This is a genomic window from Streptomyces sp. R35 (assembly GCF_041053035.1).
Taxonomy (GTDB): Bacteria; Actinomycetota; Actinomycetes; order Streptomycetales; family Streptomycetaceae; genus Streptomyces; species Streptomyces lutosisoli.
The window spans coordinates 11,078,718-11,093,307 of record NZ_CP163440.1; the positions used below are offsets into that span (position 1 = coordinate 11,078,718).

The 14,590-nt window shown below is 69.4% G+C and carries 12 protein-coding genes and 3 pseudogenes; 8 read left to right on the top strand and 7 right to left on the bottom strand.

Features of this window, described 5'->3' with window-relative positions; genetic code table 11:
• Nucleotides 1-122 precede the first annotated feature (122 nt).
• Nucleotides 123-1,163 (bottom strand): annotated as a pseudogene (locus AB5J50_RS50130) (ISAs1 family transposase); the annotation flags it as partial.
• 188 nt (nt 1,164-1,351) lie between these two features.
• Between AB5J50_RS50130 and AB5J50_RS50135 the strand changes: the two are divergent.
• Entirely contained in the window at nt 1,352-1,618 is a 267-nt protein-coding gene (locus tag AB5J50_RS50135; protein WP_369265158.1) for a helix-turn-helix domain-containing protein, read from the top strand.
• Between the two features lie 298 nt (nt 1,619-1,916).
• Here AB5J50_RS50135 and AB5J50_RS50140 read toward each other — a convergent pair whose 3' ends face one another.
• Entirely contained in the window at nt 1,917-2,582 is a 666-nt protein-coding gene (locus AB5J50_RS50140; protein ID WP_369265159.1) for a hypothetical protein, read from the bottom strand.
• Between the two features lie 215 nt (nt 2,583-2,797).
• On the opposite strand from AB5J50_RS50140, the gene AB5J50_RS50145 reads away from it, so the two are divergent.
• From AB5J50_RS50145 to AB5J50_RS50155, 3 genes are all read left to right on the top strand, one after another.
• Entirely contained in the window at nt 2,798-3,187 is a 390-nt protein-coding gene (locus AB5J50_RS50145) for a hypothetical protein (protein ID WP_369265160.1), read from the top strand.
• A gap of 53 nt (nt 3,188-3,240) precedes the next feature.
• Nucleotides 3,241-3,459: a hypothetical protein gene (locus AB5J50_RS50150; protein WP_369265161.1), complete on the top strand. Its 219-nt coding sequence runs from the start codon at nt 3,241-3,243 to the stop codon at nt 3,457-3,459.
• A 316-nt stretch (nt 3,460-3,775) separates the two neighbouring features.
• Nucleotides 3,776-4,474: an SDR family oxidoreductase gene (locus AB5J50_RS50155; RefSeq protein ID WP_327318577.1), complete on the top strand. Its 699-nt coding sequence runs from the start codon at nt 3,776-3,778 to the stop codon at nt 4,472-4,474.
• A gap of 104 nt (nt 4,475-4,578) precedes the next feature.
• Here AB5J50_RS50155 and AB5J50_RS50160 read toward each other — a convergent pair.
• The 3 genes and pseudogenes from AB5J50_RS50160 to AB5J50_RS50170 all read right to left on the bottom strand — a co-directional run.
• Nucleotides 4,579-4,923 (bottom strand): annotated as a pseudogene (locus AB5J50_RS50160) (alpha-hydroxy acid oxidase); the annotation flags it as partial.
• Between the two features lie 237 nt (nt 4,924-5,160).
• The gene (locus AB5J50_RS50165) at nt 5,161-6,153 is read right to left on the bottom strand and encodes an immunity 49 family protein (RefSeq protein WP_369265162.1); all 993 of its coding nucleotides are present in this window, start codon (nt 6,151-6,153) and stop codon (nt 5,161-5,163) included.
• Between the two features lie 83 nt (nt 6,154-6,236).
• Nucleotides 6,237-7,082, bottom strand: a complete 846-nt coding sequence (locus tag AB5J50_RS50170; RefSeq protein WP_369265163.1) for an IS5 family transposase — start codon at nt 7,080-7,082, stop codon at nt 6,237-6,239.
• Between the two features lie 512 nt (nt 7,083-7,594).
• Between AB5J50_RS50170 and AB5J50_RS50175 the strand changes: the two genes are divergently transcribed.
• Complete coding sequence (locus AB5J50_RS50175; protein ID WP_369265164.1) at nt 7,595-7,774, top strand: hypothetical protein; 180 nt, start codon at nt 7,595-7,597, stop codon at nt 7,772-7,774.
• Nucleotides 7,775-7,914: 140 nt separating this feature from the next.
• Here AB5J50_RS50175 and AB5J50_RS50180 read toward each other — a convergent pair whose 3' ends face one another.
• Nucleotides 7,915-8,334 carry an FKBP-type peptidyl-prolyl cis-trans isomerase gene (locus tag AB5J50_RS50180; RefSeq protein ID WP_330301739.1) on the bottom strand — a complete coding sequence of 140 codons (420 nt, stop codon included), beginning with the start codon at nt 8,332-8,334 and terminating at the stop codon, nt 7,915-7,917.
• 678 nt (nt 8,335-9,012) lie between these two features.
• On the opposite strand from AB5J50_RS50180, the pseudogene AB5J50_RS50185 reads away from it, so the two are divergent.
• The 3 genes and pseudogenes from AB5J50_RS50185 to AB5J50_RS50195 form a co-directional block, all read left to right on the top strand.
• Nucleotides 9,013-9,642, top strand: a pseudogene (locus tag AB5J50_RS50185) (transposase family protein); the annotation flags it as partial.
• 158 nt (nt 9,643-9,800) lie between these two features.
• Complete coding sequence (locus AB5J50_RS50190; RefSeq protein ID WP_369265165.1) at nt 9,801-10,403, top strand: DUF6000 family protein; 603 nt, start codon at nt 9,801-9,803, stop codon at nt 10,401-10,403.
• Between the two features lie 490 nt (nt 10,404-10,893).
• Complete coding sequence (locus AB5J50_RS50195; RefSeq protein ID WP_369265166.1) at nt 10,894-11,313, top strand: hypothetical protein; 420 nt, start codon at nt 10,894-10,896, stop codon at nt 11,311-11,313.
• A gap of 437 nt (nt 11,314-11,750) precedes the next feature.
• Here AB5J50_RS50195 and AB5J50_RS50200 read toward each other — a convergent pair whose 3' ends face one another.
• Complete coding sequence (locus AB5J50_RS50200) at nt 11,751-14,180, bottom strand: SpoIIE family protein phosphatase (protein ID WP_369265167.1); 2,430 nt, start codon at nt 14,178-14,180, stop codon at nt 11,751-11,753.
• Nucleotides 14,181-14,590: the final 410 nt, after the last annotated feature.

The following is a 14,590-nucleotide window of genomic DNA, read 5'->3' on the forward strand; positions in this document are numbered from 1 at the left end:
GGACCGGCATCTGCACCACCTGCCATCAACCCCTGCCCAGCACGGGTGAAGGGTGTGTAGGAGACCTCGCGCAGGCCGGCGGAGATGCTGTGGTGCCCGGCGGTGCGCAGGGTGCTGATCGCGAAGCTGCGCAGCGTGGCCATGTTCTCGGGTCCGTGCCCGGTGCGGATCTTCGAGGCGTCCTCGCCGAACGTGGTGTCTCTCACGTGGTGCACGGCCTCGATGCCCCATTGTGCGCGGGCGAGTTGGCCGATGGCCTGGGGAGACGCCTGCCGCGCGGTCAGGTCGGTGATGGCGTAGACGGTTTCACGGGTGATCTTGCCGGTCTTGAGGTCGGTGCGGTGCCGGTGGATCTTCGCGGCCTGCGCCACGTGCGGGAAGTTCAGTCCGAGCCCGGTGACGGTGAGCGTGCGCACCGAACGGGTCTCATGCCGCCCGTGCCCGGCCTCTCGGTCGTAGCGGCGGGCGGTCACCTCCTTCCACGGCAGCGAGCGCAACGCGTCGTGCAGCGTCGGCTGGTTCCGCTTGACCACGAGCAGGTAGTGCGCGTTCTTCACCTCCGCCAGCCACCTGGCGTGGTCGAGGTGGGTGTGCAGGGCGTCGGCGGTCACCACGACACCGGCCAGGTCGAACGGGGACAGCAGCTTCGTGAAGCCGGTGACCTCGGTGGTCTTGTCCGGCACCCGCAGCTGGCTGACGGTGCGTCCGCCTTCCAGGACGGCGGAGAGCAGGTGGGCGGCCGGGCCTGTGTCCGTGCGCGAGCCACGGGCGGCCTTGCCGTCCACGGCCCGGTGCCGACTGCCCGCAGGGTCGCATCCGAGCAGGTCGGCAAGCCCGCCGGGACATACGAGGGTCAGGAGGCGGCGGATGGTGGAGCCCGACGGTGCGCGGCGCACGCCCAGCGGGCCGGCGGCGCGCACGCCGAGGCGGGCGAGTGCATCCAGGGGCGCGCGGCGGGCCCACTGGCTCACGATCAGATAGGAGCGAGCCCCGGCCAGCACCGCGCAGCAGGCGGTGAGCAGGACCGGTACCAGCGAATGGCGCCGTCCCCGCCGGTCTCGCGGATCACGAAGAACGGCCAGCCGTTCGGCGACACCGTTCACACCGCGCTGGGCGGCAGTGGGCGACTTGGTCAGACAGACAGTGGCAGACTGGCGGCACATCGAAGCTCCGGATGGGCAGGGCGACTTGGGAAGGTCACCCCGTCAACCGGAGCTTCGTTGTGTTCGTGACGGGCTTCCGCTGAATCGTCACACCCCAGCGACCTGCACGTTTCCATGACCCCCAGGACTTTGAATCAGCCCTGACTCCCCAGGAGGACGGGGCCTTTTCGTTTTTCAGGGAGGCCGTCATGGAGGACGAGATCTGGCTGACGGTCAAGGAGGCCGCGCTCTTCGTGGGCGTGGACGTCCAGACCGTCTACTCCTGGGTCCGCCAGGGCCACCTGAAGGTCACAGGCTCGACCACCAGCGCCGGAAGCTCTTCCGCCATCTCGACGTCGCCCAGGCCGAGTTGGCCACGAGAGCTAAGGCGAAGCGGATGCTCGCACCGGCCGCCTGGCGCCCCGAGCGCCAGACGGCCGGCTCAGTCAGCTTTCGTCCTCAGCGTCGTCGGGTGACTCGGACCTTCGCTGGTCCGGACGGTCACGAAGGAAGCGGAAGACTTCCGCCCCGAGCGCGAGGGCTGCGGCGGCTGCACCAAGAGCCGCGTTGAAAGTGTTCACTGCCGTGGGTCCCTTCTCCGGGTACCACGGCACACCTACGGGGCGCGTCAAGGCCCCGGCATACCTCTGCCTGGTGTCTTTTCGCGCCCATCGGATTATGTAAGGGCGGGTTCCTCCCCTCTCAGGGCTGAACACCAAGGACATTCCCCACCGCGGCTCCAACAAACCTGGGAGCGGTGCCCCTTGACGCCCGTCAGGAACTCTCGGACTCCGATGGCTGAGGCGGAACCGCTCCGTTGGCGCTGGGCTCTGGAAGGGGCTGGGCCGACTTCAGGACGCCGCCCAGCTCAGGGAGCTTCGCGGCGGAGAACTTGAGGATTAGCGCCGCCTGAAGGTGTGCCTTCAGTGCCGGGTCGTCAACCTCTTCGAGTAGCCGGACAGCCTCACTGGCGTCACGCTCGACCTTCATATCCTGACGGAGCGACTGAGTCTGGGACTCCATGTGCTTCAACGCCTGATCAGCGCGGCGATGGAAAAGCGTGCCGATAGCAGCCGTCAGCAGACCTGCCACACTCGCCACCACCGAGGCGTATTGATCCCCCGAGCTGTCCGCTTTGAAGATGGCCATAGCCACGCCTGCTATGAGCACCAGACCGCCCAGCACGGAGCACATCAAGCTGACGCTGAAGCTGCGACGCGCTTGCGTGAGTCCGTAGGCGTAGTACTCGATCAAGAGTTTCGAGAACCGCCGATCGACAGCATGAGAGGGAAGGACTACATCGGGCGCGCCTTCCTTTGAGCCAGCGTCACCTTCTGCGTCACCAACGACCCTGGGCTCGTCCAGTACCTCGTGAAGAAGGCGATCTCGTTCGGCATCGACCTCACGCCGGAAGAAGCGAGCCGCCCAGCTATAGAGCACACTCCACACTGCGCTACCAGCGCCGACACCTGAGGCAGCTACAGCCAGGGCTAGGGCAACACTGATTGGATCTACCTCCCAACCATCCCAGAATGTCTGTCGCTCCAGAAGGCGGTGGGGTTCATCTGATCCCCGAGGACGAAGGGCACGACAAGACCCCCGGGCCTTCGCACGTTCCCGCTGCACGCCGACGCCGATGACGCCACACTGGCCTGATGGCATACGACTTCTCCAAGGGTGCCCCTGCGCCCCAGCCCCAGGTGTTCAAGGGCTACGTCGCGACCGTCACGGTCTACACGGATCGGGCCGAGATCAAGCGCAAGCTCATGGGGAAGATGACCGGCGCCAGGGACTCTGTGATCCCCTTCGGCGAGGTGATCAAGGTTCAATCCAAAGAACTCACCCGCCTCGTGAACGGGTACGTACAGCTCGCAACCGAGCAGGACCGAGGTCAACTCCGCATGGCCACCGCAGAGACTCAGAAGGCCATCGCGAACAACTCCCGGACAGTCATGTTCACTTGGAACCAGCGGGAGACGTACACGGCTTACCTCGCTGCGGTCACCGCCTCCGTACAGACGCAGGGCGACAACCCGTTCGGATAGGCCCCTGGGTCAGGAGCACCTCCTGAACCGCCGCTTTCACGGGGGTGGGAGTCGTGACCACCGACCGCTCCGAACTCACGACATACGAGTTCCGCAAGCTGAGAGCACGGATCCTCGCCGAGTCGGACATCTGCCTCGTGTGCGGTCATGGAGCGTCCGATGCGGTCGACCACGTCCATCCCGCGAGCAAGGGCGGGGCCAAGCTCGACCCCGACACCGGCCAGATGAGGGAACAGCACCTCGAAACTCCGCGAAGAACACGCGAGACATGATCACAGCCAACCGCTGGTTCCTCGCGTACTCCTCCCCGTCATGCTTGCCGGGCCAGGAGCGTGAGCGCAGCCCGGGCCCTGCGCGCCGCGCAGGGCCCAACATGGGGGCCGGCAGCGCGGGTTCGGCCACTTCGTACGGCATCGTGGCCGGTCAGCGATGGCGTACCGGCTCGGCGGGAAGATCGCTGGGTATAGTGCAGGCGTTTCGGGGAACCGGCGACCCGGAGTCGGCCGACCTCACGCGCCACCTCGCGTTCATCGGCATCCGGGACCCTGGCGGAGCCCCGGTGACCCATATCGCTGAGGAGGCCGTCCCATGGAACCCGTCACGCTGATCACCGGTGGCTCGACCGGAATCGGCGCCGCCACCGCCCGCGCCCTGCTCAAGCAGGGCCACCGCGTGGCCGTCACCGGACGTGACGCAGACAAGCTGGCCGCCTTCGCCGCTTCGGCCGGAGCGGGCGAGCGGCTGCTGACGATCACCGGCGACACCAGCGACGCGCACGACGTCGCCTCCGCCGTGCGCCGCGTGGTGGACGCGTGGGGCCGACTGGACAACGTCATCGCCAACGCCGGTTTCTCACTGCCCGGCAACCTGGAGAGCCACGCCCCCGAGGACATGCGCGCCATGGTCCTCACCAACGTCCTGGGCCCGGCCCTGCTGGTGCGGGAGACCCTGCCGCACCTCAGGGAGTCCAAGGGCCGGATCGTGATCATCGGTTCGGTCGCCGGGGTGCGCAACACGCCTGGCAACCTGTACTCGGTCACCAAGTGGGCCGCGCACGCGCTGGCCGAGAACACCCGGCTGCTGGTCGGCAAGGACGGAGTCGGCGTGACCGTCGTCGCCCCCGGGGTGGTGGACACCCCGTTCTGGGACGAGCGCGGCGGCACCCCCGAGGCGACGCCGACGATGACCGCCGAGCAGATCGCGGACACGATCGTCTTCGCCGTCAACCAGCCCGCGGGCGTGGACATCAACCACATCACCATGCGGCCGACCGGGCAGCTCGGCTGACGCCGCGCTCCCAACGACCGTACGATAAGGCGCCTTGGGCCCCCGCCGCATACCACGCGGTGCAGGCCGAAGGCGCCTTCGGGCGTCCGGGTGGACGCGCGGCGTCAGGGGGAGAAGTGGGCGCCCCCGGGAAGGACCACCCCGGACCGCTCGAAGTCGGCCGCGGTCGGCGCCCCCATCAGGGCCATGACCTCCTCGAACTCACCCATGAGCAGCCGCAGGACGTCCGCGACGCCCTCCGCGCCGGAGTGGACGAGCTCCCACAGGGCCGGGCGTCCGACCATCACCGCGTCCGCGCCCAGGCACAGGGTCTTGGCGATGTCGGCGCCGTGCCGAACCCCGCCGTCGAGGACGACCGCGCACTGCCCGGCGACGGCGTCCACGATCTCGGGGAGGGCGTCGGGGGCACTGCGGGAGAAGTCCAGCTGGCGGCCGCCGTGGTTAGAGACGACTAGGCCGTGTCTTTCGGATCATCGCGAAAGACACGGCCTGAGGCTCGGCGCCGTCGGGGCTACCGGGGTCGAAGGGCGTGGAGATCCGGCAGATGGCGTTCGCCGACGTGGGGCAGGGTGGTCTTCCGTCCTTGGCTATCGCACAGACGTACGCACTGCCTCGGTGGGGACGAGTCCGTCTCCACGACGATGTCCTGGATGTCGGGCCAGACCCACCTCCGCACCCCGGGTGGCCTACTTGGCGGCCCAGCAGCCCAAATTGTTCCGGTTGCCCTCCGCCGCCCGGCGCGGCGCGTCCGGCGATCCCAGCAGACCGTACGGCAGATACCCGGACCGGACACCGAGTTCCCACCCATGGACCTGGACGGCGAGGCAGGCCAGGGCGAGGGTGCCGAGGGGGAGGAGGGACCGGGGCGCGGGATCGCCGACGTCGGCCTCGACGCTCTCCCGGTACGCGACCAGCCGGGCGACGAGGGCGTCCTCGAAGGCGTGCTGGTCGTCGTCGAGGAGTACGCGGAGCAGCCGCTGGTCCGCGCTCAGCGCGTCGCCGACCTCGTCGAGCCGCTGGGCGGCCTCCGTGCGCTCCCCGGCGTCCGGCTTGCGCAGCGGAACCGTAGGCCAGTCGCGGGGCAGATGCCCGGCCGCCTCGGTGAGATAGGGGCACAGGGCGTCCATGGCGGCGAGGTCGGCGGGGTCGGAGACGGAGGTGTACCGGTTGTGGGGCACGCCGTCACGGATGGCGGGCGCGTAGTCACCGCGCAGCAGCAGCCCGGTGACCCGCTCCCAGTCCCACACCTGCCCGCTGACGACACACATCTCGAACATGTCGAGCCAGGTCCGCGCGGTGGGCGCCTCCTTGACGACGTCCCGGAAGGTGATGGGCCCGTCCCCGAACTCGTCGTCGTCCGGGTCCGTGCTGATCCGCTCCCCGACGAGGGGGAACCGGAGTTCCTGGTCCCCGCTCGGGAAGCACATGATGCTCAGCACTCCGTGCACGCACTCCGCGGCGGTGACGGCGACCGTGCCGGCCGCAGCGTCGAGCCCCGGCTCCGTCACCGTTCGCGCGGCGACATGGTCGAGCAGTTCGTCCGCCATGGACCGGATCAGCGTCGGCGAGATGCTGCCGTACCGCAGCGAGTGCCACCGCGTGTAGGCCCGCCCGTCGATGTCGTCGAGCGCCTCGGCCAACCGCTGCTCGCCGACCTGATGGCATGTCACATTCCGCACGTACCCCGTCCCTTCATGAACTCCACGACTGGACGAAGCACGTTATCAACGGGCACTGACAGCACTAGAGCGCTTCTTTCGGATCACCTCGCCGACCAGATGATGATGGCGGCGATGTGGAGTCCGGCAAGGTAGATGGCGGCGGTCTTGTCGTATCGAGTGGCCAGACCGCGCCATTGCTTGAGCTTGTTGATGCATTGCTCAACGGCGTTGCGCTGCTTGTACGTCTCGCGGTCGAAGGCCGGTGGGCGACCGCCGGATCGGCCTCGCTTCTTGCGCTTGGCGATCTGGTCGGAGGGTTGGGGGATCACCGCCCGGATCCCGCGCTGGCGGAGATGGGTGCGGATCGCGCGGGACGAGTAGGCCTTGTCGGCCAGGACCACGTCCGGCGTAGTCCTGGGGCGGCCGATGGGCCTCGGTACCCGTAACTGGGCCATGACCTTGGTGAACGCGGGAGCGTCGCCTGCCTGGCCGGGTGCGAGGACGAATGCGAGGGGGCGGCAGCGGCCGTCGGTGGCGAGGTGGATTGTGGTGGTCAGCCCGCCGCGGGACCGTCCGATGGCATGGTCGTCCGGCTCGCCGGCCGGGGCCCCTTTTGACAGGCCCCCGGCGGCGTGCTGGTGAGCGCGCACGATGGTGGAGTCGACCGCGACAACCCAGTCCCGGTCACCTTCGGCGTCGGCCTGGGCGAGCAGAGCGGTGAAGACCTTCTCCCAGGTGCCGTCGGCTGCCCACTTCCGCAGCCGGTTGTGGACACCTTTCCAAGAGCCGAAGTGCTCGGGCAGGTCCGTCCACGGCGTGCCTGTGCGGTACTTGAACGCGATCGCGTCGATCACCTGTCGGTGATCGCGCCACCGACCACCCCGCCGATGGGTCCGGTCCGGCAGCAACGGCTCGACCCTCGCCCACGAGGCATCAGTCAGCGGCACACATCAACCAACGATCAGATGATCCGAAAGAAACGGCCTAGGGCGGTGATCGCTTGAGCAGCGAGCTGAGCGGGGTCGCCCAAGGTTCCGGTCGCGGAGCGGTTGGAGGTGCCGACGATGAGGTCGCCTTCCCAGTGCCCGGCGACCGCGCGGTCGTCAACTTCCGCTGGCGGGTGGCTGATAAGCGTTCCCGGGTCGATGAACCGAGTGGCGCGCTGAGCGGCGCGCCTACGACGCCGACGCGCGGGACGGCCGGTGCGCAAAGTGTCGGCCGTGCGGGAGCTTTCGATCGTCCCTGGCCCCCGGTGACCATGGCCGGGGTAGTCAACTCTCAGTAATGGGCGGGCCGGAGTTCTTGGACTCGGTCAGTAGCTCCGACTGGCTGCCGTTCGTGGTCGGTTGACGTCACACTGTGAGATTCAGATCGCGACAAAAGCCACGGGGGCGGACGCATGCAGAACGATGCTTCGAAGACTGGCCGGCGGCCAGCGGACAGGCGGGCGGACGATGCGATGGAGGTACTGCTGGTCGTCGCGCCCGATCCCCAGCTGGATCCGGAGGCGGCGGAGCGGGTGCCCCGCCTCCTGAAGGCCGAAGTTGCCGATCTGGACATCGAATCGATTCGTCCTGGCCCCAGCACACCGGTTCCTGATGCGGCGAAGGGCACCGATGCTGTCACTGAGGCCGTTTGAGGCCGGTGGTGACCCAGGTGCCGGCGCCCGTGACGGGCCGCCATCTCGCGCGCCACGGGTTGAGGAGGTGTCTGTCGAGGAGTGCAGCTGTCCATACGTGGCAGCGACAGGGTGTCCCCGGCCACTCAGGAGCGCCAGGTTCAGGCCGAGCCGGTCGAGCCGGGCCTCGCTCCGGCGGGCCCGCCCACGACCGTGAGTAGGTCCACGACGAAGATCAGCGTCGAGCCCGCCGGGATCAACGGAGAGGGTGACTGCTTGCCGTAACCGAGACGCGGGGGAACGATGATCTCGCGCCGGCCGCCGACCTTCATTCCCCTTACTCCCCGGTCCCAGCCCTTGATGACCCTGCCACCGCCCACGGCGAACTTGAACGGCCGATCCCGCTCCCAGGAGGAGTCGAACTCTCTGCCGGACGCGAACGTGACCCCTACATAGTGAACCTGGACGACCCTGCCCGGCTGCGCCTCGGGGCCGTCCCCAACCACGAGGTCCCGGATCGTCAACTCGGTGGGCGCGTCACCCTCCGGAACCTCGATTCTGGGCTTCGTCAGTTCGCTCATCGCGGTCCCATCGCTCGCCACCGGAATCCCTCGCACGGGCCGGCCGGACACATGGACATTCCATGCGGCAGGCGATCACGCTACCGGCAATGCCCATACTCCGAGGTGCACCCCGTGCCATGGAACACGGCTCTCGCGTCCGGGGGATGTACCGGAGGGAGAGCCGGCCAAACCAGGGCGCGTCTCGGGCCGTGTTTCGTCTGCGCGTTCCTCAAGGGAGACCCTGACTACAGACACGAGTTGGTCTACGCCACGCTGACCACGCGCGTCTATGGATCAGTGGCCCACGGTGCCGGAAAAGGTTCCCGTCGCACCCAAGGTGCACGTGAAAGACGTCGTCAGCGGGTTCTCCGAGGACGGCTACGTGCTGATGATGCAGCCGTGCGCCATGTGGCGCTCGCGGTTGAAGAAGTGCTGGCGCCGGAGCGGGTGTATCTGCTGTCGCTGGGGTCGCAGCAAGGAAACACTCATGTCCACTGGCATGTCGCGGCCCTACCGCCCGGGGTCCCTTACGAGCAGCAGCAGTTCCATGCGCTCATGGCCGAACACGGAGCGTTTTCAGCGTGGTCACCGGTCGGATGGCGGAAGCGGCGTGAGGATGGGTTTCGCAACAGACAGTGCTCCTGTGCCGTTGAGGGAGGTGTTCGAACGTCTCAACCCACCGGCACAGGAGCCCTGTTGGTTCCCTATCCTGCCGCACTCGACCTCCCGCACGCCCTGGTCGAGTGGGTCACCATGCTCATCGTCACCCGCGAAGGTGACCGGCGGTGCAAGCTCCCGTCGCACCAGCGCGCACTCGTCGCTCTGGTGTACCTGCGCCGCCACGACAGCCTCGTAAGGATCGCGGCTGGTTTCTGCATATCCGTCGGCACCGCGCAGGCCTACGTCACCACCGTGACGAACCTGCTCGCCGACCGGGCCCCGGGTCTGCTGAAGACCCTGCGCGAGAACGACCCGGACTTCGTCCTCCTCGACGGACCCCTCGCCGAGTGCGACCGCGTCGGCGACAGCCGCGCGGACTACTCGGCCAAGCACCGCCGGCACGGAGTGAACGTCCAGGTCCTCACCGATCCGACAGGCGAGCTGCTGTGGATCTCGCCCGCCCTGCCGGGCGGCACCCACGATCTCACCGCAGCCCGCACCCACCAGATCATCCGGATCTGCGAACGCCAGGGTGTCCCCGTCCTCGCCGACCGCGCCTACACGGGCGCCGGCACCTGGGTCACCACCGGCCTCAAACGGCCACCAGGCGGAGAGCTGACCCCGACCCAGCACACCGTCAACCGGGCCCTTGCCCAAGCCAGGGCGGCTCTGGCTCAACTTTTGTGGAGCGGTAACGCTGCGTGCTGCCGACACCCCGTTCACCCGGCCCGGGTCCCAGGTGGCGTTCCTCCCGTCCCGGGATCACCGCGGGCGTATTGTGTCCCACGCCCTCAGCTGCGTGCTTGTTGCGAGAGGATGGGGTGGTGATCCGCCACGACCCTGAGATACAGGATCTGTTCCGCCGCTATTGCGCCCCCGCGCGGCGCTATCTGAAGCTCGGCGGAGCGGTACTTCATATGCCGCGCGAGGAGTACGAGCCGTTCGTTCATGCCCTGGCCGCTGATGCGAAGGCTGTTTCCGACGCCGAGCTCACCACCCTCTTCGAAGGCAGCTGGCGAGAGCGGCGCACCGCGGCATGGCTTGCCGCCGTCTCGCGCCGTGACCACTTCCGCGAGCGTCTGGGAGCGCTGCTGCTGGAGAGCGAGGTCTGCTGCGCGGGTGGGGCCTACTGCGTGGCGCTGGCGAGTTTCGGCGCCGCACGGGACGCCGACCTGCTCGCCGCTTACCTGGATCGCTACCTGCGTCGGCCCGACCTCGCCTACGACCAGCCGACGGCCATGGGCGCCCTGGCGTACACCGACTCCGTCCTGCACGGCGACCGGGCCAGCCGCCTCCTCCAGGAGGGCGGCCTGTGGCGGCAGTGGTTCCAGGACGCGCCCCACATGCACGGCGTTGACGGCATCTCCGCCTACCTGGGCGGCATCCGCCTCGCCTGCGGCGTCATCGACGAATACGCCGGCACCTGACCCCATTGGCTTTGTTCACTTCAAAGGCTCTGGCCCAACGTCTGGATGCTGTTGGTGATCTTCACTCAACGGAGCGAAGATCACCAACAGCATCAGTTCCGTGAATCGCCAGGCCGGCGAGGGGCTGCGGGAACGATTCGGCAGGGGATCTGTCGGTCATGGGAGTCTGCTCGCTGCAAGATGTGCTGTTCCCACAGATGGATGTGCGGTTGGAGCGGGTCGCGTTCACCGCGGAGGCGTTGGTGGTGTCGGCTACGGAGTGCGGACCCGCACCTCGTTGCCCGGCGTGCCGGTCGAGAGCCCGTCGCGTGCACTCCTCGTATGATCGAGTGACCTCGACACCGTCGCCGCCGGGCTCACCCTTCCCTGGAGCTCAGGCGTCGTCGAAGGCCACGTGAACAGGGTGAAAACGCTCAAGCGAGCAATGTACGGGCGAGCGTCCTTCGATCTCCTGCAGACCCGCATTCTCATCAAGCCGTAGCCTTCCGACGTGCGCTACCTGGCAGAACCATTCATCCTCGGTGCCCTCAAGCGGGGGCGTGCCGTCGAGCAGTTCCTCGGACCGTCTGGAAGCGCCGAGCGGCCCGGAATCTGCTGGGTCGAGATACGGCCCGCCCAAGGCACTTGCGAGGTCTACCTGCACTCCGCTCTCGACTGCGAACCCCTTACTGGTGACCTGGATTCGCTGCCACCGCTGTTTGACAGCGAGGAAGAGGACTTCGGCCTCCTTCTGGCAACCACGAACGATCCGCTTGCCGCCTTGAACGCTGCCGAAACCAGCACCGGAGCCGTACGCGAACGCTGGGTAAATCAGTCCATGGCCGGTGACGAGTATTGCGACTACGTACTGGCCGACCGCCCCGCTGCGGCACCTGACGGCCGGCCGTGGCCCTCTCCGCAGCCTTCCTGATCACTGGCTTCACGGAACTCCGGACAGAGCCGATTTCACAGAGCGCCATCAATGAGCGGGCCGGACTGCCGCGGGTGCTGTTGGCGGGGCGGTCGTGCGTCGGTGGCTGTTCTGGAGCGGGGCCTCTGGGTGGGTTGCCGGCGCGGCGGGCGGGACGGTGTGGTGCGGGGCGTGTGGTGCGGCGGCCGGTGGCTGCTGGTCTGGTCCGGATGCGGGCGGCCTGGTGGTGCGGGGCAGGCGGTGGCGGTTGTGGGTCTGGCCTCTTCGGGCGGCGAGTGGGGGCTGCGGCGCTCTCCCGGCGTGATCGTGCCGGGTGCCGGGTGTCGGGTGCCTGCGGGTAGGGGCCCGGGTGCGGGTGGGGGGCTGGGGGGTGTGCAGCTGGTGGAGGGCGGTGGTGGGTGGTGGTGTGCGGGTCAGGGGCTGGGGTTGGGGTTGGGTCAGTTGGTGGTGAGGAATTGTTCGGCCCAGACGGTTTTGCCGGTGGGGGCGTGTCGGGTGCCCCAGCGTTGGGCGAGTTGGCCGATGAGGAGTAGGCCGCGTCCTCCTTCGTCGGTGGTGCGGGCGCGGCGCATGTGGGGGGCGGTGCTGCTGGAGTCGAAGACTTCGCAGGTGAGGGTGGTGTTTTCGTGGATGAGGCGGAGTTGGATGGGTGGGTGGCCGTAGCGGATGGCGTTGGTGACGAGTTCGCTGACGATGAGTTCGGTGATGAAGGCGGCGTCGTCGAGGTGCCAGGTGGTGAGCTGGGTGGTGGCGTGTTGGCGTGCCTGGGCGACGATGGCGGGGTCGGAGGGCAGGTTCCAGGTGGCGACGCGGTCGGTGTGCAGGGCGCGGGTGCGGGCGATGAGCAGGGCGATGTCGTCGTCGGGGCGGTGGGTGAGCATGGAGGTGAGGATTCTGTCGCAGACGGTGTCGAGTGTTTTGGCGGGGCGGGCGAGGGCCTGGAACATTTTGTCGAGGGCTTCGTCGATGTCGTGGTCGCGGGCTTCGAGCAGGCCGTCGGTGTAGAGGGCGATGAGGCTGCCTTCGGGCAGTTCGGTCTCGAGGGTCTCGAAGGGCAGGCCGCCCAGGCCCAGGGGCGGGCCGGCGGGGACGTCGAGGAAGTGGACGGCGCCGTCGGGGGTGACCACGGCGGGCGGGGGGTGGCCGGCCCGGGCGAGGGTGCAGCGGCGGGAGACGGGGTCGTAGACCGCGTAGAGGCAGGTGGTGCCGATGCCTCCGGCGCTCTCGGCGGCGCTTTCCGCGCCGGCTTCTTCGGCGGACAGGTGGATGACGAGGTCGTCGAGGTGGGTGAGGAGTTCGTCGGGGGGCAGGTCGACGTCGGCGAGGGTGCGTACCGCGGTACGCACCCGGCCCATGGTGGCCGAGGCGCGGATGCCGTGGCCGACCACGTCGCCGACGACCAGGGCCACCCGGGTGCCGGACAGCGGGATCACGTCGAACCAGTCGCCGCCCACGCCGGCCCGGCTGCCGGCGGGCAGGTAGCGGGTGGCGATGTCCAGGGCGCCCTGGTCGGGCAGTGTGTGCGGGAGCAGGCTGCGCTGCAGGGTCATGGTGGTGGTGTGTTCCCGGCTGTGGCGGCGGGCGTTGTGGATGCTGACGGCGGCCCGGGCGGTGAGTTCCTCGGCCAGCCACAGGTCGTCCGCCTCGAAGGGCTCCGGGCGCTGGTGGCGGCTGAAGAGGGCCACGCCGAGCGTGGTGCCCGCCGCCCGCATCGGCACCACCATCAGCGAGTGGGTCCCGCTCTCGCGGATCCAGGCGGCCTGCGGGTCCGATGCCGCCCACCGGGCGATGGCGGCATCACTCACCTCGTACACGGCGCCATGGCCCTGGGCCAGGCACTGGGCCACCGGTGACAGCGCCGGGTAGCGGGAGGGCTGCGGCGCGGCGCTGGGCGGGGCGGGGCCGTCGTCGAGCAGGGACCGCTCGGCGGCGCGGTCCATGGTCAGGGGCCCGGCCGGCCCGGCGGCAGGCACCTCGCCGCCGTGCTGGGGGGCCTGAAGCAGGTCGACGGCGGCGAAGTCCGCGAGGCGCGGGACGGCGACGTCGGCCAGCTCCTGCGCGGTGCGATAGACGTCCTCGGTGGTGCCGATCCGCGCGGTGGCGTCGTTCAGCAGCAGCATCCGCTGCCGGGCGAGGTGCTCGGGCAGCGTGTGGTGGGCCGCCAGGCACACCGCGCGCACCCGCCCGTCGGGGTCTTTCAGCGGGGCCAGCGAGGCCGGCCAGGCGTGCTCCGCGCTGACACCGGTGGGCCGCAGGCAGGCCTCCACCTGCTGCACCTCGCCGCTCTCGAACGCCAGGTGCATCTTCGCCTCGGCCTCCTCGCTCACCGGGTGCGGCGCGAGGTCGGTCAGGCGCAGCCCGCGCATCTGGTCCTCGGTGAGCGACAGCGCACGCTCCATGCCGGCATTGGCCCGCATCAGCCGCAGGTCCGTGTCGAAGACCGCCAGGATGCAGGGGGACTGGCCAAACACCCATTCCGCCGGCACACCGCCCCCGGGCGTGTGCGGTGTGCCGGCCACGGCGGACACCACCAGCCACTCGGCAACCGGGCCGCCCAGCATCCGGCGGTGCACGAGCAGGTGCCGCTCGAGCCGGGAGCCGTCCCGGTGCCGCAGTGCCACGGTGCCGCTCCACCGGGGGAGTGCGGCCGCATCCCGCCATGCCTGCTCGCCGGCGTCCTCGGCGAGCAGGCGTGCGGCCCGGCCTCCCACGACCTGCGAGGACTCATAGCCCAGCAGCCGTCGGGCACCCTCGCTCCACCCCGTCACGATGCCCTGCTCGTCGACGACGGCCGTGGCCGTGTAGGCCGGCCCGGGCAGGGCGTCCGCCTGCGCCTGCTCACCGCCAGGGGTGGGACGTCGCTCCATCGCCGCTCATCTCGCCCTTCGGGAACCTGCACGGCCGGGACCCTCCTGACAAGCATGATCCCGGGGGACACCGAGCACCAACCCGGCGCCGTCACCCGAGCCCAGCCCAGGCCTCGCCCAGGCCTCGCCCAGGCCCGGCTCCGGGATGCGCGAGGGGCCGCTCACAACCCGCCCGCCGCGCCCGCCCCGCCCGTCCGGACCCCACCCCCCGCCCCCACCCGCCCCCACCCACCTCGTCTCGCCCCGGCTGCGGGCGCGCTGTGCCCGCAGCCCCGGCGGCGTTCACCGCCGGGGCCCGCCGGAGGGGATTCTTCACAATGTGCGCAGCGGGTGGCAGCCGGCCCGGCCTCCCCGCGCCGGGGCGCAGGGCACGGTGCGGGATCTTCCCCGGGCAGGCCGGGGGGAGGCGG

Excerpts from the sequence above, each read along its gene's own strand:
- AB5J50_RS50135 (WP_369265158.1), top strand. The coding sequence starts at position 1,352 with ATGGAGGACGAGATCTGGCTGACGGTCAAGGAGGCCGCGCTCTTCGTG.
- AB5J50_RS50145 (WP_369265160.1), top strand. The coding sequence starts at position 2,798 with ATGGCATACGACTTCTCCAAGGGTGCCCCTGCGCCCCAGCCCCAGGTG.
- AB5J50_RS50155 (WP_327318577.1), top strand. The coding sequence starts at position 3,776 with ATGGAACCCGTCACGCTGATCACCGGTGGCTCGACCGGAATCGGCGCC.
- AB5J50_RS50175 (WP_369265164.1), top strand. The coding sequence starts at position 7,595 with ATGGAGGTACTGCTGGTCGTCGCGCCCGATCCCCAGCTGGATCCGGAG.
- AB5J50_RS50180 (WP_330301739.1), bottom strand. The coding sequence starts at position 8,334 with ATGAGCGAACTGACGAAGCCCAGAATCGAGGTTCCGGAGGGTGACGCG.
- AB5J50_RS50200 (WP_369265167.1), bottom strand. The coding sequence starts at position 14,180 with ATGGAGCGACGTCCCACCCCTGGCGGTGAGCAGGCGCAGGCGGACGCC.